Origin of the sequence: Wolbachia endosymbiont (group A) of Apoderus coryli, from assembly GCF_947251615.1 — a bacterium.
Lineage (GTDB): Bacteria > Pseudomonadota > Alphaproteobacteria > Rickettsiales > Anaplasmataceae > Wolbachia.
In genome coordinates, this window is the sequence record NZ_OX366367.1 from 402,503 (window position 1) to 422,319 (window position 19,817).

A 19,817-nucleotide genomic window follows, 5' to 3' on the forward strand; every position below is an offset into this window, starting at 1 on the left:
TAATATATATTAACTATCATAATCCCCTACCATAAGCTCTTGCATTTACTTTGAGTAGTTGATTTTTATTAACCCCCTCTAGAAAGCTAGATGGATTTTCTATTGTATAATCTGACTGTTTAATAGCCTTATCTAACTCTTCAAATACGCTGCTATTTCTTTTAAAATACCCATATTCTATAGCTGTTAAAACACTTTTCCCCCCTAATAGACAATTTAGCCCTAAACTTGATTTATTCTCTAATTTGTTAAATCTTACTTCATCGACAAGCCTCACCTCTATTTTATTACTATCTTTCTCATTAGGACATAGATGAATACTGATCTCTCCTACTTCAGTGGTAAAAGACATTTCAATGATATCTCCTGAGATGTCTGTATAATTTCTCCTTCCTTCTATGCTTTCAACTCTAATTATACTTTTTCCAACTTGAACTATACCAATATTTAGATTTAAATCTTTAGCTTTTTGATTATTGAATATCTTTGCAACTTCAATAGTACTATTTTGTGGGTAATCTATACAAAAATATCCATTATCTATTTCTAGTTCAAAGTCATGTTTATCAATTTGCTCACTTTTACTTATAATACTTTCAAGTGCTAACTCCTTCAGCTTTGAAAGGTTTGCTTTTCGCTGACCTAAGGTATCTTTATCTGAACAAATTACGTTTACTACATCTCCATGCTCTTCATCGCTAAATCTGTTTAAAGATGCACCTTCTGATATTATCTGAAATATTTTTTTCTTGTGTAAAAACTCATAAATTCGAGTAGTGTCAGCAGATAAATATAGCTTTGGGAATGTGTCAGCTATACGATCTATCAAGGACATATCAGATTTATATGGAAAAGTGAATATTATTCCTTGTTTCAGTGCTTCGTTTATAACTTTATCAAGTTCTTTTTCGCACTCCTCATAATCTTCTTCGCTACCAGAGTAACCTAAAATGTCCAGATAATCATGGATCTTATTTATTTTTTGCCAAATACTTTCATACTTTTCTTCTTCTCTTGTATTCGGTTTTACTTTCGCTAAAGAAAAAGAATCTTTTTGACGAATTAAAACAAAAGTATCTTTTTCTTTATGAATTATGGCTTCATCATAGAATAGTTGACTGTAACGCCTACCAAAACTTTCATCATAATCAGGGCAAGGGCTAACATTGTTGTTATCGTCACTTTCACTATCCGTTTCGTTCCATACTTCAATTGGGAAATCATTATTTTCAAGGTTTTCATCTTCACTTGTTCGACAATTTTCTGTTTTTCCATATAGCCAGGTTGATTTCTGGTCATCGCTACTTTCATCGTCAGCTTCATTCCATACTCCAATCTCGAAATCATTATTTTCAAGGTTTTTATCTTCACTTGTTCGATAATTTTCTGCTTCTCTATCTGGTAAGGTTGATTCTTGGTCATTATTATCAATAATATGTTTAATTTTCACTTCAGGTACAAACTGAAGCTTTGCTATTTCTTCTCTTACGTTTTCTTTGTTTATTTCATCTGCAAGAGACACTTCATTACTAATATAGAAATTTTTCTGTTTTAAACTTTCGTTTTCCTTCTGCAGTCTATTGAATTCTGCAAATAGTTCTTTATACTCTGATAAATAAATACAAAATTGATCTCTTACATCATTAAGCTCCTTCTCTTTTTCTAATATCTGATTTTCATAATCACCTTTCAAATCCTCTATACTGTTTATCAGCACTGTACTTTCTTTTCTTACTCTATTTAACTCATCTTCAGTCAAAACCAGTTTTTGCTGTAACTCTTCATTTATTTTGTCTGTTAACTGAATTTCATTCTTTGCCTCTTTTAATTGATTATTTAAGTTCTTAATTATATCACTTTTGTTCTGAGTTTCTAATAATAATATTTCTACTTTCTGTTTTAGCTGTTCGATGTCTTGATCATTTTCAGTTAAATTTCTCGTCCTTCTTTGTAATTCAACTTCAAGCCTTTTAATTTTCCCTTCTAGGGTTTGCATTTCTCTGGTAAGTTCACTTACTTCTTCGTAATACTCTTCTACTATTTTCTTATAGTGTTTTTGTAACTCTACATTTTTTTTAAGATCAAAATTTTCTTGTTGTAGATTTTCTATTTTACTTTTCAAACTATCTATTGCTTGATTTTCTTCATTGCTAATCTCAAATACCTCTTCAGGAAAATCTTCAAATTCACAAGATGAATTGCCTTCAAGGTCGTTACTACCAAATAAATTATATTGTACTACCTGCTTTAAACTAAACATACCTATACCCCCTACTAAAATAAACAAGTAATATATTGTATGCGCTATATATCATAAATACAATCAATTTGAATATAATCTATTTACTAATTCGTATTGTGAATTTTTATAGAGTAGGTTTAGGTGTAAAATATTATAATACCATTAAAGCAGGTGAATAAAGCACAGTCTTTTTGAGAGGATAAATTTAATGAAAAGACCATACTAATTAGTGTTATAAGGAATTGAATTATTGACTCTTCCTAAGATTGCAAAAAAGGTCGTATATTTGTGAGAACAAGCACAATGACTTCATAATACACCTCCTTCAATTTGTTTTTGTGATTTTAATCTTGCAATTGCTATTTTAGAAGAGTTCTCAACACGCTTTTTTAACTCTAGTTCTTGTTCTGGACTGATAGATATCCAGAATTGTGGACCAATACGCCGTACATTAATAAACTTATGTTTGACCTTACCCAGAAAAAGTAGACAGAAAGTTAAGACGTTTTTGCTATGAGAATGATGAATCAAAAAGCTCAGGAATGCAATAGTTAATAGTAGAATGTCTACGCTGTTTATTATAAAAAATTTCTATATATTCAAATATTGCGGTTTTAGCTTGTTGTGCAGAGTGTTGTGAAGTATCAATGAGTAACTCTCTCTTAAGTGAACTAAAAAAGCTCTCTGAAACAGCATTATCATAACAACAACCTTTGTGACTCATACTAGAAGTAATATTTTTTGTACTTAGTAAAAATTGATAATTTTTAGAGGTGTATTGCGATCCTTGATCACTATGAAATAGTAGATTTTTAGCAGATTTGCGCCTACCAATGGCCATGAATAACGCATCTATAACTAATTGCCTATTTACTGCATTACTCATTGACCAGCCAATCACCATGCGTGAATATAAATCTATTATTGCTGCCAAATATAACCATCCTTCATTAGTTTTTATGTACGTAATATCAGTTACCCATATCTTGTTAGGTTGATCAACGATGAAATTCTGATTTAATATGTTAGGAGTTATGACTCTATTGTCTATTTGTGGTTTTTTACTTTTAAACTTTCGTCTAAGCTTAGCTTGAATGCCATTTTTCTGCATAACATTTTGCACTGTTTTGATGTTATAATTTTTACCTAAAGCCTTTAATTCAGCGTGAATTTTAGGAGCTCCGTATCTGCATTGTGATGCTCGATATACCTTCTGAATATCTTGTATGAGCTCTTCTCTTATTGATTTTTTGTTGTTTTTTTCCTTAGTAATCCATTTATAATAACCACAAGCAGATACGTTCAAAAATCTGCATAATTCCCGTATTTTATAGCAGTTTTCATGTTCTTTTATAAAAGAATATTTTACTCTTTTTGGTTTGCAAAATATCCCAGGGCTTTTTTTAAAATGTCTCTTTCCCTCGTTACTCTTGCCAGCTCTTTCTTTAAATCAAACTTTTCTTTGTCACAATGAGCTACTTTCCCTTTTCCTGGAAACGCATCTACTCCAGACATTCTATCATTGTATGTTTTTACCCATCTGCTTAATGAATCACCGCTAATACCCAAATCTCTTGCTATTTTTGCTGATGACTGACCTGTTTCTTTTACTAGTCTTATAGCTTCAATTTTGAATTCTGCTGTATATTCTTTTCTTTTTGTCATACCACACCTCTTTGAAAAAACGTTTTATTTTACTTCAAAAACGTCTTAACTTTCTGTCTACTTTTTCTGGGTAAGGTCAATATGCGTGAACGGACACAACAACTAAAACTTAGCGATGAGCTCATAGAGCTTGCTGCAGATAATTTGGTAATTACGCCACAAGTAAAGATGCTTTTAAACGACGATAGTATGGATGAGGTTGTTGCTGAAATAGAAAGGTCATTTGGTTCAAACACAGTTGATGTTATTGCTATTGATCCACTGCGTAATATTTTTGATGCTGGTGATAATGGTAGTGAAAATGACAATAATGCAATGCTCTTTTTCTTACAAGAGAGAGTTGAAAAGCTAAGGACATTAGTCAATCCAGATGCAGGAGTTATTCTAGTGCATCACACGAAAAAGATACAAAAGAAATCATTAGAAGAAGATCCTTTTCAGAGTTTCAGTGGTGCTGGTTCATTAAGAAGCTTTTATACTACGGGAATGATAATGTTTAAGCCAGATGAACGGCAGAGTAGTCGTCAACTGATGTTTGAATTACGTAATGGTCATGCTATTCCATCAAAATATATAGATAAAATCAATAACTGCTGGCATATGATTGATTATGAATCACAGAGGCTTATAAATAAAGATTATGGTCAAAAGTTAGATGCAGAACGTTCTCGTAGACATGATGTTATTTTGCAGTTGATTTATGAAGAAGCACGAGAAAAAGGAAAAGTATATACAATTAATTCATTCTGTCAGATATTTGAAGGTAAAGCAGGTCTTGGTAGTCAGCATTCTATTCGTAACCGTATCGATGTGCTTGCTGCAAAAGGTTATATAAAATTCAACAGAGAAGGTAAAAATGCTGCAAGAACCAAATATGGAATACTTTGTGTTGAAAGTATGGAAAAAAGAGTAACAAAGTTTGATAATCAACTAAACAAGAATGTTATAGTCTATGAAAAGATTTTACCTACTGATTACAAATCATTGGAGTGTGAGGATGTTGTTCCAGAAGAAAATCCAAATATTTGGGTTTATAATGATCAAATTTTAGATATCTAGAACTTTTTCATTAAAATTCTTTATTACTTAAATATTTCAGTTTTCAGTCTTGGTCAGTTTTTGTCAGAATGTGTTCAGTCTACGAAGTCAGAATTTGTTACTAATTAGAAAGTACTGGATTTTCAATAGTTTAAGAAACCGTCAGACTGTGAAATCGTAGACTGAAAAAAGAGATAAAAAGCTAGAAATATAGAGGGTTTTGTCCGATTTTCAGTTTTCAAAATAACTCCTATTATTATAAATAATAATATTAAGTAGTATGAATTAACACATACTACCTTTAGCTTTTAGCTTACTACAAAATCTCAATAGACAAAAATATGAAAGATAAATGCTTACAAAAGACGAAATTGCTAATAATAGCGTTTCAAAAAGATTCTATGACTTCAGGGTACAATTGTACAATCAAGATCTAAGTTACTCATGTAGGGTGGCTTAAAACTTGATTACAAGGCATTTCTAAGTTATCCCTTGCTTTAAAGTTTTACTTGTTACAAAAAACCCTCATTTTACTTTATCACGCTTTTTATTCCTTGTAAAATATTTTTTCAAAAAAGTGAACAGTTTTTGTAATTTAGGTGAAACAAGAGCTGGTTTTGGAGGTCTTATTGAGATATAACGACTTTTATCTAAAATTCTTAAGTTGAGTCTTTAGGTAATCTCTATAAATAATTTGTAGATGAAGCTAAAGGAAAAAAGTTGCTGCCATAAAAGAAGAAACAGAAGCTACAAAACCCTCTCAATAGTTCAAGATGGAGACAAAGATCTAAATTTATTTATTTACGTCTCTAATTTTATCTCATATAATGGAGACAAAGATTTATATTTTTTGTTTTATGTCTCCATTATTTATTGGTAGGAAAACTGAGTTAAAGCAATTACTGGAGCTTACAGACAAAAATACTGCATCTTTTGTAGTAGTCAAAGGAAGACGTCGTATAGGAAAAAGTCGTTTAATTCAAGAGTTTGGTAAGTATTTTGAACAATATTACTCCTTTATAGGTTTGCCACCAGAAAAGCATACTACAATGTCCTACCAACTTAATGAATTTTCTAGACAAGTTGCTAGACAATTTAATACATCTTTTGCTAGGTATGATGACTGGAGCGATTTACTATGGGCAGTTGGTGAACGTCTACTATCAGGAAAAACATTATTGCTGTTTGATGAAATTTCTTGGATGGGCTCAAAAGATCCAACCTTTTTAGGCAAAATAAAAAATTTTTGGGATACGCAGCTAAAAAATAATAACAAGCTAATTTTTGTTGTTTGTGGATCAGCTTCATCCTGGATCGAGAAAAATATACTTAGTAGTACTGGTTTCGTAGGGAGAATATCGTTAACTTTAACACTCGGAGAATTATCACTTTCTGATTGCAACGAATTTTGGCCAAAAAATATTTCAGCATATGAAAAGTTTAAGGTGCTTGCAGTAACTGGAGGAATTCCAAAGTATTTAGAGGAGGTAAATTTTAAACATAGTGCTGAAGAAAATATTAAAAGGCTTTGTTTTACAAAAGGTGGGTTTTTAGTTGAGGAATTTAATCAAATATTCTCAGATTTATTCATGCGAAAAACGGCTTTTTATAAGCAAATAGTCAGAGCTCTTTCTACTGGAGCTAAAGAACAAGAAGAAATTTGTACTGCTTTAAATATTATAAGACATGGGCGCATTTCTGAGTATCTATATGAGCTTGAGCTTGCTGGTTTTATTGCAAAGGATCATACTTGGAGTATAAAAACTGGTACTGATTCACGACTCAGGAGATATAGACTTCAAGATAATTATTTAAGGTTTTATCTAAAATATATCGAAAGAGATCTAGGGAAAATTAATCGTGACACCTACTCTATAGGGTTCTTACCAGAGTGGTATACAATTATTGGGCTTCAATTTGAAAATTTGGTGCTGAACAATAGAAAGAGTATACATAATATCTTAGGAATTGATGGAATAATAAGCGAGAATCCATTTTTTCAGAAAAGAACGCGTAATAGTGCAGGTTGTCAAATTGATTATATGATTCAAACGAAGTTTAACACTCTCTACGTTTGCGAAATCAAATTTTCAAAAGATAAAATTGGTCATTCAATAATACAAGAGGTACAAAAGAAAATAGATGCACTAAATCGTCCGAAAGGCTTTTCATGTCGTCCAGTCCTTATCCACGTTAATGATGTAAGTGATGATGTTATAGATAGTGATTACTTTTCACACATAATTGATTTTGGAAAATTATTAAATTGTAAGTAATGGTTTTTCTGACTTAAAAATAGTGTCTTTTTAGTTTTTATGTTTATTCTTAACTTATAGAGGTTGCTTATGACTGATACTTTAACTTTAAAAGAGGGAGATATTGAAACTACTGCTTTTGATAATAGCAATTTTACTAGAGTATTACACGATGGAGAATGGTGGTACGTAATAACAGAAGTAATAGCTTTTCTGACAGGTAGTAAGAACCCATCTGACTATCTAAAAAAGATAAAAAAGAGATATAGGGCTTTCTGAAGGATGGGGACAATTTGTCACCCCCCTTGAAATTAAAACAAAAGGTGGTAAACAGAATGTTAATTGTACAAATGTTGAGGGGTTGTTTCGTATTTTGCAGTCTATTCCTTCCAAAAGAGTTGAACAATTTAAACGTTGGCTTGCAAAAGTCGGGTATGAAAGGCTACAAGAATATGAAAACCCTGAGCTTGCACTCAAACGAATCTATGCCGATTATGCTGCAAAGGGGTACCCTCAGGAATGGATACAAAAGAGAATAGAATCGATAGCTGTCAGAAATCAACTAACAAAAGAATGGGGTAACAGAAATATATCTGACCACAATAATAAGTATATTGAAGGTAGGGAATACGCAATATTGACAGACGTAATTTCTGAGGGAACGTTTGGAGTAAAAACAAAGCATCATAAGGAAATAAAAGGCTTGAAGAAACAGCCTTTAAGAGATCATATGACACCGATTGAGCTAATTTTCAATATGCTAGGAAAACAAGCTACCATTGATGAGATAAAGGATAAAGATGCACAGGGCTATAATAAAAATTTAGAAGCGGCAAAGGAAGGTGGTAAAAATGCAGGCACAGCAAGAGAGGCATTTGAAAAAGCAAGAGGTGTGAAAGTCGTTTCTTCAGATAACTTTTTAAAGAGGATTAAAGATTAAAGTTCTCACTATGAGAAATCTCTGAATTTTATGGTTTAAAACGTTTTAGAAGGCTATTATAGTGTTATTGATGGTATAGATAGTTAAGTTTTGTGTATGCTTTTACCAAAAACTCATGTAATTTCTTCTCAGCTCAAATAGTAAGGTGTCTAGGAGTTCCGTTTAGCTGGTTCTTAAAGTTTAGGCTCTCTTTAGTTTCTTAGCTGTCTTAAAATTATTTTAACTTTTTTTTAATCCCAGAAAAAGTGGTAAGAAATCTGGTCTTCTATATATAGAAGGGCATTGATCTAGTTTGTGAATGCGCTTCAAATACAAAAGCTTTAGGTGTCAATCCTCACACTAGAAAACAAACATTGAGTAGAAAGGAAATTTGGTGAGTTTGAGAGCTTGTGTTTTTTTGAATGAGGTAAAAACTTCGTTTTAAAGCTGGATGCAATTTTATAGATTTAACAAATAGCACCCCACTAAAGAACGTACGTAACACCCCTTAAAACTTAATTAAATAGTATCCCTATCATTGGGGAATAAATCTTCAAGTAAGTCTAACACGATTTTTATCTTTTGCAAAAAAAATTGAACAGTTTTCGTAATTTTGGTGAATATATATAACAAGAAAACAACTTTCTGCAGTAGCACATAATTCTCGTTGTTGGCCTACAAAAACCTATGAATTGCTAGTGTGTTTTGCAGAAACCAAACGATATTTAGTGCTACTTGTAATTTTTTAAATAACAGCAAATGTCAATTCTAACACTCGACCTCGGCAAACAAACAGGCTGGGCAATTCTTACAGATGGAGTGATTCAAAGTGGGAGCAAAAGCTTTCATGGTAGTCGTTTCAGTGGAGGCGGTATGTGCTTCTTAAACTTTCGTAATTGGCTTAATTCTTTGAAAGACATTTCTGCAGTGTATTTTGAGGAAGTGAGAAGACATCTAGGAACTGATGCAGCGCATTGTTATGGTGGTTTTCTTGCAGTGTTGTCTGCTTGGTGTGAGGAGAACAATATTCCCTACCAAGGTGTTAATGTTAAAACTATAAAACGCTTTATAACAGGCAAAGGCAATGCAAGTAAGAGTGAAGTTATTCAAGCTGTAAAGGAAAAAGGTTTTTTACCTAGAGATGATAATGAGGGGGATGCTTTGGCATTAATGTTCTACGTTATGGATTTTAGTAAAGATATTAATAAGCTGAAAAATCCATAAAAGTGGGTCCTTTCAGCCATACTGGCGGGTTTGGTGGGTTTGACCCCAGGCCTTCTCTAGCGTCAGATATATTTTGAATATTAACTTTTTAATTATTAAGATATGAATTTAGCAATCCACTACTATCCTACTCGAAACCTAGTTGAATATGAGCGTAACCCACGTAAAAATGACGATGTGGTCAACAGAATGTGTGCTTCTATTCGAGAATTTGGCTTTCGTATACCAATAGTTGCAAAAAGTGATGGCACTGTGGTTGATGGTCATTTAAGACTTAAAGCAGCAAGAAAACTTGGTATGGAAAGTATACCAGTGGTCTTAAGTGATAATTTAAATGAACCACAAACTAAAGCTTTTCGATTACTGGCAAATCAATCAGCTAATTGGGCAAAGTGGGATGATGAGCTTTTGAAAGTAGAAATTCAAGAGTTAGAAGATTTACAGTTTGATCTTAAAATGACTGGATTTGAATTAGAAAAAGTTCAACATTTCCTTGATGATTTAGATAGTGAAAAAGAAGATTTTTCTGACTTGGTTGGTGATGACAAAAAGGTAGAAATAACAAAACCAGGTGATCTATGGATTTTAGGTGATCATCGAATCTATTGTGGTGATAGCTCTGTAGTTGAATCATATAAAGCGCTGTTAGATGATAAAATGGCAGACATTACTGTTTGTGATCCTCCATATAACGTTGATTATGGTAGCAGTCAAGAAAGAGAGGATAAAAAGATACTAAACGATAATCAAGGTGAAAAGTATGAGCTTTTTCTCTATGATATTTGTACTCATATTTTAGCATATACTAAAGGTGCAATTTACATCTGTGCATCATCATCAGAGTTTTCAACGTTGCAAAAAGCATTTGAGGAAGCGGGAGGAAAATGGTCAACTTTTATCATTTGGGCGAAGAATCACTTTACGCTAGGAAGATCAGATTATCAAAGACAATACGAAGCAATGCTTTATGGATGGAAAAGCGGCAATAAACGTGAGTGGCATGGCGGTAGAAATCAAAGTGATCTGTGGTTTTATGATAAGCCAATACATAACTCACTGCACCCAACAATGAAGCCAGTAGAGCTAATGGAGAGAGCAATAGTAAACAGCAGCAGATCAGGAGACATAGTACTTGATCCATTTAGCGGTTCTGGAAGTACACTGATTGCATGTGAGAGAACAGGAAGAATTTGTAGGACAATAGAGCTAGATTCAAAATTTGTAGATGTAACCATAAAACGTTGGCAAGTGTACACAGGTAGGGAAGCAATTCTTTCTGGTGCTGGTAAAACTTTTTCAGAGATTCAAGAAGAAAAACAGTAAGAAAAAAGTGGAAAAGATAACGCAAACAGAAATTTAGTAAGCCTTGGTAGTTGTAATATTAATTTACTGGTATATACCGTATTTTAATGAGTTTAGCGTAACAAATAACTTTGGATTAAATGTGGTGTACTCAATGAATCAAGAAAAGACGTTAGCTGGAGTAGTAACGTCGCAAACAAATAATGAAGCATCGTTTTCTGAAGAAGTAGAAAATAATGTTTCAAATTCTACACTATCTGTTAAGGAGAGAATTGAATTGTTTGAAAAAGGTACGAAGCAAGAACCTGACCTGAACACTGAATGCAAACTAGCTTCTTTAAATGTGATTAGCAATAGTAGCGATAGCAGTATTACAGCAAAAATAGACGAAGCAGGTGCTGATTTTTCAGTGAGTTGTTCTTCTTTAGTATTTGATGATGGTAAAGACATAGAGGACGAATTTAATGCAGTTTGTGAGGCAAATGGAATAGAATATAACCGTCCGTATTCTCTTGATCAGCTTGAGGCAGCATCCAACACATCTTCCAACCCCAAAATAGACAATACAAAAGAAATGCAAAAAGAGGAAGAGGATAAAGAATTAGGAGATAAACCAAAGCCGTTACCTAGGAATGGAATGTTGGAGAAGGACAATATTAGAAATGTAGCTCCACCTTCACCTAGAACAGCAGAAAATCATCGGTTGAGTATTATTCAGGATATTGCACCACCAAAGCTACCACATTCTTCTTTCCAATTAAATGGAGAAAAATGTGATGAGCAAGAAGCTATAGGAGAACCTATGTATGCAACTATAGACAAAAATAAAAAATTCTCGAAAAGAGGTTTAGATGGTGAAATAAACGATCAAAGTCCGGAGATGGAAAAGTCAAATTCTGAAGAAACATCAATTAAGAAAGGATCAGAAGATATAATTGGTGAACCTGTAGATCTGAATACAAAATTTTTAAAAAAGAGTTTGGAAGGAAGTGATAGTGGAATAGACAATAGAAGTGCAGAGATGACAAGATCAAATTCTCAAGTAACAGAAATGAGTGAGTCTTGTGGCAATCAAGGATGGGAGAATATGTCATTAAATCATGATAGTCCAGTTACACTTTCAACTAGCTCATCAGAAAAAAGTGATAATGAAGAAACCCCGTTAATTAAAAAAGAAAAGAAAACAAATAGAATTTTGCCAAGAGTAAAATATGCAGTGCAGCAGAAGGAATTTATAATTTTCGGTATAGCTGCTGTTGCACTTAGCGTTTCTGCAGCTTTGGTATATTTACAGGATAAAGCACAATTTATTGCATTTTTTGCAAACAGTGTCATCTATGTAACTATACCAATTCTAGCTGTTGCATTATTGGTTGCAATTAGTCCGATATTTTGTGGAATAAAGCAATTTAGAGATACTGAAGAGTGTCAAATAGGGAGAAAGAATGCGAATGAAACTTTGAATCAGGTGCGAGAGTATCAATCAAAAGATAAAGTAATAAAATCAGTCAAACTGGAATACGGCAATGGTACTCATTCGCATTTTACACTTAACGCTTGGGAGGGTAAGAACAACTTCATTAATATTGACGACAAAGTCATTAGTAGAAGAAATAAAGTAGAATCAGTAATCAAAGATAGGCCATTATTTACAGCATTATTAAGCAGTTTGGTTGCTGCAAATATAGTATTGCCTTTATTACTGTATGTAGAAGGTGGTATTAATAGTGTACAGAAGTTTTACCAGAACGCTTTGATTAATAACGTAGGGTTATCACTACTTATAGGCTCGAGTATACTTGCACTATCAGTGATATTCCTTGGAGTACATTACTACAGAAAAACAAATTGCACAAATCTTGTATATTGTGAGGAAAGAATTGAACCAGAAAAAGTTAATGGAAAGTTCATTGAGGAAATAAAGGAAGCAAGGACAAAAGTGCTTGAAGAAAACCATAGTAAAGATGCCAAATGCAGCAGTTTAACGCTAGAGCAAGTAGTGGTTGAATCTCATAACTACAAAGATGCAATTTATAGTATTAGTTGAAAATGGCCAAATTTCACTATGTAAAAAGAAAGCAGCTATAAACCGGAGTACTTCGCTCTATATTAGTAAAATATCTCTAAGACGCCGGCAAGTATAAACAGGTAGGAAATTGCTGATACTGGCAAAACCTTTTCAGAGATTCAAGAAGAAAATTCGTAGAAACAAGAGAGAGGAGAAAAAAAAGTGAAAATCACACAAACAGAATGGGCAAGAGAGATAGGAGTATCAAAGCAATATGTCTGTTATTTAGTAAAAAAAGGAATAGTTGAGTTGGAGGATGGTTTGATCAATAGAGAACAAGCAAATGAAGCGGTGGCAGCAATAAGAGATCCAAGTCAGCCACTTAGGAGGAAAAATCCAGAAAACGAAAATACAAATAACCTTTCTACAATGTTGCTAAAAACGCGAATAAAAAATGAAATGGAGCGAGGAAGGTTGCTAGAAGCAAAGGCAAAAGCTGAAATAGGAGAACTTGTAGCAGTAGAGGAAGTAAAAAGTGAGGCATTTAACGTAGCAAGAGTTGTACGTAATAATTTGCTTAATGTTCCAAATAGAGTTTCAGCACTGCTTGCATCACTGAGTGACACTGAAAAAATTCACGAGACGCTAACTGAAGAGATTACAAACTCACTTGAAGAATTATCTAACGCTAAATTTAAAATATAAAAAGATTTTGAATACAAAATGGCTGATAACTTAAGTTTAGAGTTAATAAAGTGTTTAATCAATCAACCTGGATTAGATGTTAATGTCAGAGGGTTAAACGGAAAAACTCCACTGCATTGCGCTATAGAGTTTGATGAATTAAGCATGGTAGATTTGTTACTCACGAAGAAGAACATTAATCCTTTTGTGGAAGATAATGAAGGTAAAACATCTCTTGATTACGCCAAAGAAGGGAAAAAAGCAGAAATATTACAAGCACTAATTAATAACAAGTACGGGTCAGAACAAGATAGCTTACTTCATTTAGCTGCAATGATAGGTGAAATTAATGCAGTGAGATATTTGATCAGAAAAGGTATTGACGTTAATGTACGAAATGCTTTGCACCATACTCCATTACATCTAGCAGCAGGCATAGGACATGCAGAAGTTGTAAAGATTTTGATAAGAGAAGGAAAAGCTGAAATAGATGTCTTTGATGCACGAAATCAGACACCAATGCACTATGCAGTTAATAATAAAAAGTTGGAGATAGTAAAGTTACTGCTGAAGCTTGGAGCAGATGTGAATAGTGCACGCATGGGACAAAACTCAATGAAATTGTCACCTGTGCATATAGCTGTAAGTAATGCTAATTACGATGAAAGAGACTTATGTCTTGATATCCTCAAATCCTTAATAAAGGAGCCTAATGCTCAAGTCAATTTGCAAGACTACGAAAATAAAACACCACTACATTATGCTGAAAGACTAAAAACAATAGAAGTTTTACTAACGCGAGAAGATATAGACCCTCTGGTAAAAGACGATAGCGGTAAAACACCATTTGATTACGCTAAACCTGAGATAAAGAAGGCTTTGATGAGTAATAAATACGGTTCTGAAAAGAATAGTCTACTCCATTTAGCTGCACAAAGAGGAGAAATTGAGATTGTAGATGCAATTTTAAGAGAAGAAATCGATATTGATATTGTAAATAATAAAGGTTTATCACCGGTTTACCTTGCTGCGGAAAAAGGGCATTTACATGTAGTAAAGTTATTGCTGAAAAAAGGAGCAAATTATACACCTGTTTTACATTTAGCAATTAAATCAAACAATTTAGAGTTACTTAAAGTTTTGTTTACTGAAAAAAATGGGTCTTTGCTCTGCAGAGATACCGTTGTTAATTTTCCAACCCTTCATAATAAATATATAGCACAGAGAGAAATAGCAGATAAAAGGACGAAAAAACATAATAATATTATCTGCATCTATACTACAGTCAGCGCAATAGCAGTAGCAGTATATATAGGGTTGATAACAACAACAATAAGCAGTGCAATCATTTTTGCAACAATAACAGGGGTATTTGCGCTTGTTATAGCAATAATGATAAGTGAGATGAGCAAAAGATATATAGAAAAGGAATTTCAGAAAAAGATGTTTATGGAATTGGATGAGTGTAGTTCTATTGTTAATGATGTCGAGATAGAACCAGTTATGAGTAGATGCAGACAATGATATACGCTACATCTTTTTCTGAAGGTTTAAGGCCAGATCCCCAGCTTAAAGTATCAGAGTGGGCGAATGAGTATCGAGTTTTAGCGCCAACTGCAGCATCAGAGCCAGGTAAATGGAGAACAGAAAGAACTCCTTATTTAAAAGAAATAATGGATTCACTATCACCATCTTCACCTGCAGAAAAAGTAGTATTCATGAAAGGAGCGCAGATTGGGGGAACAGAAGCTGGCAACAATTGGATTGGCTATATCATCGATCAAACACCAGGTCCAATGCTGGTAGTACAGCCAACAGTTGAAATGGGAAAACGTTGGTCGAAGGGAAGATTTGCACCGTTAATAGAGAGTACACCATGTTTAAAAAGTAAAGTAAAAGACCCAAGGTCAAGAGATTCAGGGAATACTGTACAAAGTAAGGAGTTTCCAGGTGGAATAGTAGTAATAACTGGAGCGAATAGTAGTGTAGGACTGAGATCTATGCCAGTAAAATATCTCTTTCTTGATGAAATAGATGCCTACCCAGGAGATTCAGGAGGAGAAGGAGATCCAGTATTGCTCAGTATAGCCCGAACTAATACATTTGCACGACGAAAGATTTTTTTAGTATCAACACCAACGATTCATGGAATAAGCAGAATTGAGAAAGAATTTGAAGCAACAGATAAGAGATATTTTTTTGTTCCCTGTCCATATTGTAATTACTATCAAGTTCTAAAATGGTCACAAATAAAATGGGAAGATAAAAATCCAAGTACAGCACACTATATATGTATAGAATGTGGTGAAAAGATAGAAAATCATCAAAAGACAGAGATGCTTGAACGTGGAGAATGGAGAGCTACAAATCAAGTACACAATAGCAAAGTAATAGGATTTCACCTTTCAAGTCTTTATAGCCCAGTTGGGTGGTATAGTTGGCAACAAGCAGTAGAGGATTTTCTGCATGCAAAGGAAAGTGAACAATTACTGAAAGTTTGGATCAACACAACGCTTGGAGAAACCTGGGTAGATAAAGGAGAAGTACCTGATTGGAAGCAATTATTTAACAGGAGAGAATTTTTTCAGATTGGCACAGTACCAAGGAGAGAAGTGGTACTTACTGCAGGAGTAGATGTCCAAAAAGATCGTCTAGAGGTGGAAGTTGTAGCATGGGGAAAAAGTCGTGAAAGTTGGTCAATAGACTACCGAGTATTTGAAGGAGATACAGGAAGTAGAGAAGTATGGAAAAAGCTTTCGGAGCTCCTCAATCATCATTTTATTGGTGAAAATGGGCTTGAATATATGATAAGTATGATGGCGGTTGATGCAGGGTATGCAACGCAGGAAGTTTACAACTGGGTGAGAAGTCATCAAGGGTCTGGAAGAGTAATGGCAGTGAAAGGTGTAAATAAAGCACTAGTGCCGCTGAGCAGCCCAAGTAGAGTAGATATAACAGTTGGAGGGCAAAAGCTGAAAAGAGGAATAAAGCTCTGGCCAGTCGGAGTATCGATATTAAAGTCAGAGCTTTTTCAATTACTTAATATTTTAAAAGAAGGTGAAGAAACACCGCCAGGGTATTGTCATTTTCCCGAGTATGCACCTGAGTATTTTAAGCAGCTAACGGCAGAGCAATTAGTCAGCAAAGTAGTAAAAGGATATACCAAACAAGAGTGGCAAAAGGTAAGAGAAAGAAATGAAGTACTAGATTGCCGAATTTATGCAAGAGCAGCATCGATAGCACTGGGAATAGACAGATGGCCAGAGAGTAAATGGAATAGTTTAAGTGAAAAACCGGAAAGTAAAAAATCAAAGAAAATAGTCAAAAGCAAATGGATCAGCAAGTAATAAATGTATAACGAAGATTATTTAATTCAAGTCGAAGAAGCGATAAAGAAGCTGCAAAACGGAGAGCGAGTAGTATCAATTGCATATGGTGATCATGTGGTAAGATATGCAGAAGTAGATATAAATGATTTACTAAACTTAAGACAACGAATTAAAGCTGAGCTAAAGATTGCTGGAGTGGAGCCAAAGAGGAAAATTATTTTTTCAACGAGTAAAGGAATTTTATAAATGCTACTAAAAACCTTCAAACAATTATTCAACAAGCCAAAAATCAAAAGTTCAGCCTGGGATGCAGCAGGCTCAGGAAGAAGATTTTTTCACTTTCAACCAGAGTTAGGAAGTATAAACAATTTGCTGTCTCAAAGCCTTGAAACTTTACGTAGTAGATCACGTGATATGGTGAGAAAAAATCCTTACGCTGCAAATATAATTGATACGATAGTAAGTAACTCTATTGGAACAGGAATAAAACCACAATCAAAAGCAAGAGATGGAGAATTTCGAAAGAAGGTGCAAGAATTATGGCTAAGATGGACAGATGAAGCAGACAGTAGTGGAGTAAGTGATTTTTATGGATTACAAGCTCTAGTATGCAGAAGTATGATAGAGGGAGGAGAATGTTTTGTACGTTTAAGAACGAGAAAGCTGGAAGATAGATTTTCTGTACCACTACAACTGCAAGTACTTGAGTCTGAACATTTAGACAATAAAACAAATCAAACTTTAGCAAATGGTAATGTAATAAGAAACGGGATTGAGTTTAACAAGCTTGGGCAAAGAGAAGCATATTACTTATTTAGAGAACATCCAGGCGAAGGCTCATTTGGAGAATCAGTAAGAGTACCAGCAAATGATGTTTTACATATTTATAGACCACTAAGACCTGGGCAAATTAGAGGAGAGCCATGGCTTTCGAGTATACTGCTAAAGCTCTATGAACTTGATCAATATGATGATGCAGAATTAGTACGAAAAAAGACTGCAGCAATGTTTGCGGGATTTATTACGAGACTTGATCCAGAAGCAAATATCATGGGAGAAGGTGAAGCAAGTGAGCAAGGAGTAGCACTATCTGGCCTGGAACCTGGAACAATGCAGCTTTTAGACCCAGGAGAGGACATAAAATTTTCAGAGCCATCAGATGTTGGAGGAAGTTATGAAGCGTTTATGAGACAGCAACTGAGGGCAATAGCAATAGGTACAGGAATAACATATGAGCAGCTAACAGGAGATTTAACAAGCGTTAATTATTCATCCATTCGGGCAGGGTTGATAGAGTTTCGCAGAAGGTGCGCAATGTTACAGCATAACGTGATAGTGTTCCAGTTTTGTAGACCTATTTGGAATAGATGGCTAGAATTAGCAGTGTTTTGTGGAGAACTGAGTATAGATGAAAAAGTAGTAAAAGCAGCGAAAGAAGAAGTAAAATGGATACCACAGGGATTTGATTGGGTGGATCCACTGAAAGACCAGCAATCGCAGCAAATGGCAGTAAGGAATGGATTTAAGAGTCGATCGGAAGTAGTATCAGAAATGGGTTACGATGTTGAAGAAATAGATCAAGAAATAGCAGAAGATCAAAAACGTGCAAATAGTCTCAACTTAATGTTTGACTCTGATTGTAAAGGATTATGATGCTCTTAGGAAAACCATTAATGCTTGAACCAAGGAGTTTTGAGCTATTGTCATTAAACAATCAAAAACATCCCACGTTTAAAAACATAAAGCACTCCATCAAAAGTAACGTAGAAAGAACTGCAATTATAGCAATACATGGAATCTTGACTAAAAAACCAGGTGCGTTTGATGAAATGCTCGGGATGACATCATATGAGCAAATAGAAGAACAAATCAAACAAGCATTAGCAGATAGTAGCATAGAGACAATTATGCTGGAAATAGATAGCCCCGGAGGAGAGGTAAACGGTATATTTGACCTAGCTGACTTTATTTATGAATCAAGAGCAAAAAAGAGGATAATAGCGATAGCAAATGATGATGCATACTCTGCTGCATATGCTATAGCTTCAAGCGCTGAGAAGGTATTTGTGAGCAGAACTTCTGGTGTTGGCAGTATTGGAGTAATAGCAAGTCATATAGATCAAAGTAGATTTGATGAAAAGCAAGGTGTTAAGTACACCACAATCTTTGCTGGTAGTCGAAAGAATGATTTAAACCCACATGAGCCAATGACGTCTGAAAGTCTGGGAAGCTTACAAAAAGAAGTAGACCGACTATATGAAATGTTTTTGCAGCTAATAGCAAGGAACAGAGGTCTTTCAATTGAAAAGATTCGATCAACAGAGGCAGGGCTATATTTTGGGGAGAAAGCAGTAGAAATAGGCCTTGCAGACGGAATGACAATTCTTTCATCTATTAATAAAAACAGGAGTATTACTATGAATGAACAAACTACAAATGACCTAGAAACTGATAATTTAACCAAGTATCGTACTGAAGTTCTTGAATTAATACGTTTATGTAATTTATCGAAGATGCCAGAAAAGATAGGAGAATTTATTGAGCAAAGTGTAAGTGTTGAGCAAGCTAGGGAAGTTTTAATGGAATTACTTGCAGAGAGAACAAAGAAGACAGAGATACTGAGTGCAATACCACAGAATTCAGGAGAAGAATTGATGATGCAGGTAGCGAAAAGTCGTAGGAGTTAAAGTATTTTTATAACCGCCGTATATAGCATTGATAAAAGCGGCGGTAAGCAGTTAAGGAGAGAAATTTATGAGTTGTATAAGCGAACAAAATAATCTGGGTGACTTATTAAAGTATGAGGCATCAAGTCTATATTCAAGAGATCAGATAACAGTAGCAAAAGGGCAGAACCTAAAGCCTGGTACAGTAGTGGCTCTCGATAAAGATAGCATGGTTAAGATAATAAATCCAACTGCCACAGATGGTACACAAACAGCGATAGGTGCAGTAGTAAGTGATGTAAATGCGACAGAAAATGCTAAAGCAGTAATTATTACTCGTTGTGCAATACTAGCAGATCATGCGGTTGTGTGGCCAGCAAATATCACTGAAGAGCAGAAAGCTGCAGCAATAAAGCAACTTGAAGCACGAGGGATCATTGTCCGCAAGGGAATTTAACTAAAATTAATAGGAAAAAAAGGAGAGA

15 protein-coding genes and 1 pseudogene are annotated in these 19,817 nt (G+C 34.2%); 14 read left to right on the forward strand and 2 right to left on the reverse strand.

Annotated features, from left to right (window positions below; genetic code table 11):
• Positions 1-16 precede the first annotated feature (16 nt).
• Together OPR43_RS02150 and OPR43_RS02155 are read right to left on the reverse strand one after the other, a co-directional pair.
• Positions 17-2,260, reverse strand: coding sequence for a coiled-coil domain-containing protein (locus OPR43_RS02150; RefSeq protein ID WP_265035258.1), 2,244 nt, complete (start codon positions 2,258-2,260; stop codon positions 17-19).
• 493 nt (positions 2,261-2,753) lie between these two features.
• A pseudogene (locus OPR43_RS02155) lies at positions 2,754-3,907 on the reverse strand (IS3 family transposase).
• Between the two features lie 81 nt (positions 3,908-3,988).
• Between OPR43_RS02155 and OPR43_RS02165 the strand changes: the two are divergent.
• From OPR43_RS02165 to OPR43_RS02230, 14 genes are all read left to right on the forward strand, one after another.
• Complete coding sequence (locus OPR43_RS02165; protein WP_265035259.1) at positions 3,989-4,966, forward strand: helicase RepA family protein; 978 nt, start codon at positions 3,989-3,991, stop codon at positions 4,964-4,966.
• Between the two features lie 836 nt (positions 4,967-5,802).
• Positions 5,803-7,221, forward strand: coding sequence for an AAA family ATPase (locus OPR43_RS02170; RefSeq protein WP_265035270.1), 1,419 nt, complete (start codon positions 5,803-5,805; stop codon positions 7,219-7,221).
• A gap of 69 nt (positions 7,222-7,290) precedes the next feature.
• On the forward strand, positions 7,291-7,479 hold the full coding sequence (locus tag OPR43_RS02175) for a BRO-N domain-containing protein (protein WP_265035273.1): 189 nt from the start codon (positions 7,291-7,293) through the stop codon (positions 7,477-7,479).
• A gap of 82 nt (positions 7,480-7,561) precedes the next feature.
• Positions 7,562-8,140: a hypothetical protein gene (locus tag OPR43_RS02180; protein WP_265035275.1), complete on the forward strand. Its 579-nt coding sequence runs from the start codon at positions 7,562-7,564 to the stop codon at positions 8,138-8,140.
• Between the two features lie 738 nt (positions 8,141-8,878).
• Positions 8,879-9,343 (forward strand): crossover junction endodeoxyribonuclease RuvC, encoded by a 465-nt coding sequence (locus OPR43_RS02185; protein WP_265035277.1) that lies wholly within the window; start codon positions 8,879-8,881, stop codon positions 9,341-9,343.
• Between the two features lie 102 nt (positions 9,344-9,445).
• Positions 9,446-10,666 (forward strand): DNA modification methylase, encoded by a 1,221-nt coding sequence (locus OPR43_RS02190; RefSeq protein ID WP_253303060.1) that lies wholly within the window; start codon positions 9,446-9,448, stop codon positions 10,664-10,666.
• Between the two features lie 133 nt (positions 10,667-10,799).
• Complete coding sequence (locus OPR43_RS02195) at positions 10,800-12,692, forward strand: hypothetical protein (protein WP_265035279.1); 1,893 nt, start codon at positions 10,800-10,802, stop codon at positions 12,690-12,692.
• A gap of 183 nt (positions 12,693-12,875) precedes the next feature.
• Complete coding sequence (locus OPR43_RS02200; protein ID WP_015589000.1) at positions 12,876-13,358, forward strand: hypothetical protein; 483 nt, start codon at positions 12,876-12,878, stop codon at positions 13,356-13,358.
• 18 nt (positions 13,359-13,376) lie between these two features.
• Complete coding sequence (locus tag OPR43_RS02205; protein ID WP_015588999.1) at positions 13,377-14,861, forward strand: ankyrin repeat domain-containing protein; 1,485 nt, start codon at positions 13,377-13,379, stop codon at positions 14,859-14,861.
• A complete protein-coding gene (locus OPR43_RS02210; protein WP_015588998.1) occupies positions 14,858-16,684 on the forward strand; it encodes a phage terminase large subunit family protein in 1,827 nt (608 codons plus the stop codon). The genes OPR43_RS02205 and OPR43_RS02210 overlap by 4 nt, the downstream gene beginning before the upstream one ends.
• 3 nt (positions 16,685-16,687) lie before the next feature.
• Positions 16,688-16,912 carry a gpW family head-tail joining protein gene (locus tag OPR43_RS02215; RefSeq protein ID WP_019236402.1) on the forward strand — a complete coding sequence of 75 codons (225 nt, stop codon included), beginning with the start codon at positions 16,688-16,690 and terminating at the stop codon, positions 16,910-16,912.
• The gene (locus OPR43_RS02220) at positions 16,913-18,319 is read left to right on the forward strand and encodes a phage portal protein (protein ID WP_141456763.1); all 1,407 of its coding nucleotides are present in this window, start codon (positions 16,913-16,915) and stop codon (positions 18,317-18,319) included. It abuts the gene before it with no gap.
• A complete protein-coding gene (locus OPR43_RS02225) occupies positions 18,319-19,353 on the forward strand; it encodes a S49 family peptidase (RefSeq protein ID WP_019236400.1) in 1,035 nt (344 codons plus the stop codon). Before OPR43_RS02220 ends, OPR43_RS02225 begins: the two co-directional genes overlap by 1 nt.
• Positions 19,354-19,420: 67 nt before the next feature.
• Positions 19,421-19,789, forward strand: a complete 369-nt coding sequence (locus OPR43_RS02230; RefSeq protein WP_265035280.1) for a head decoration protein — start codon at positions 19,421-19,423, stop codon at positions 19,787-19,789.
• Positions 19,790-19,817: the final 28 nt, after the last annotated feature.

Coding starts and splice junctions, on each gene's coding strand:
- OPR43_RS02165 (WP_265035259.1), top strand. CDS start 3,989: ATGCGTGAACGGACACAACAACTAAAACTTAGCGATGAGCTCATAGAG.
- OPR43_RS02230 (WP_265035280.1), top strand. CDS start 19,421: ATGAGTTGTATAAGCGAACAAAATAATCTGGGTGACTTATTAAAGTAT.
- OPR43_RS02205 (WP_015588999.1), top strand. CDS start 13,377: ATGGCTGATAACTTAAGTTTAGAGTTAATAAAGTGTTTAATCAATCAA.
- OPR43_RS02175 (WP_265035273.1), top strand. CDS start 7,291: ATGACTGATACTTTAACTTTAAAAGAGGGAGATATTGAAACTACTGCT.
- OPR43_RS02195 (WP_265035279.1), top strand. CDS start 10,800: ATGAATCAAGAAAAGACGTTAGCTGGAGTAGTAACGTCGCAAACAAAT.
- OPR43_RS02190 (WP_253303060.1), top strand. CDS start 9,446: ATGAATTTAGCAATCCACTACTATCCTACTCGAAACCTAGTTGAATAT.
- OPR43_RS02225 (WP_019236400.1), top strand. CDS start 18,319: ATGCTCTTAGGAAAACCATTAATGCTTGAACCAAGGAGTTTTGAGCTA.
- OPR43_RS02150 (WP_265035258.1), bottom strand. CDS start 2,260: ATGTTTAGTTTAAAGCAGGTAGTACAATATAATTTATTTGGTAGTAAC.
- OPR43_RS02210 (WP_015588998.1), top strand. CDS start 14,858: ATGATATACGCTACATCTTTTTCTGAAGGTTTAAGGCCAGATCCCCAG.
- OPR43_RS02185 (WP_265035277.1), top strand. CDS start 8,879: ATGTCAATTCTAACACTCGACCTCGGCAAACAAACAGGCTGGGCAATT.
- OPR43_RS02215 (WP_019236402.1), top strand. CDS start 16,688: ATGTATAACGAAGATTATTTAATTCAAGTCGAAGAAGCGATAAAGAAG.
- OPR43_RS02170 (WP_265035270.1), top strand. CDS start 5,803: ATGTCTCCATTATTTATTGGTAGGAAAACTGAGTTAAAGCAATTACTG.
- OPR43_RS02220 (WP_141456763.1), top strand. CDS start 16,913: ATGCTACTAAAAACCTTCAAACAATTATTCAACAAGCCAAAAATCAAA.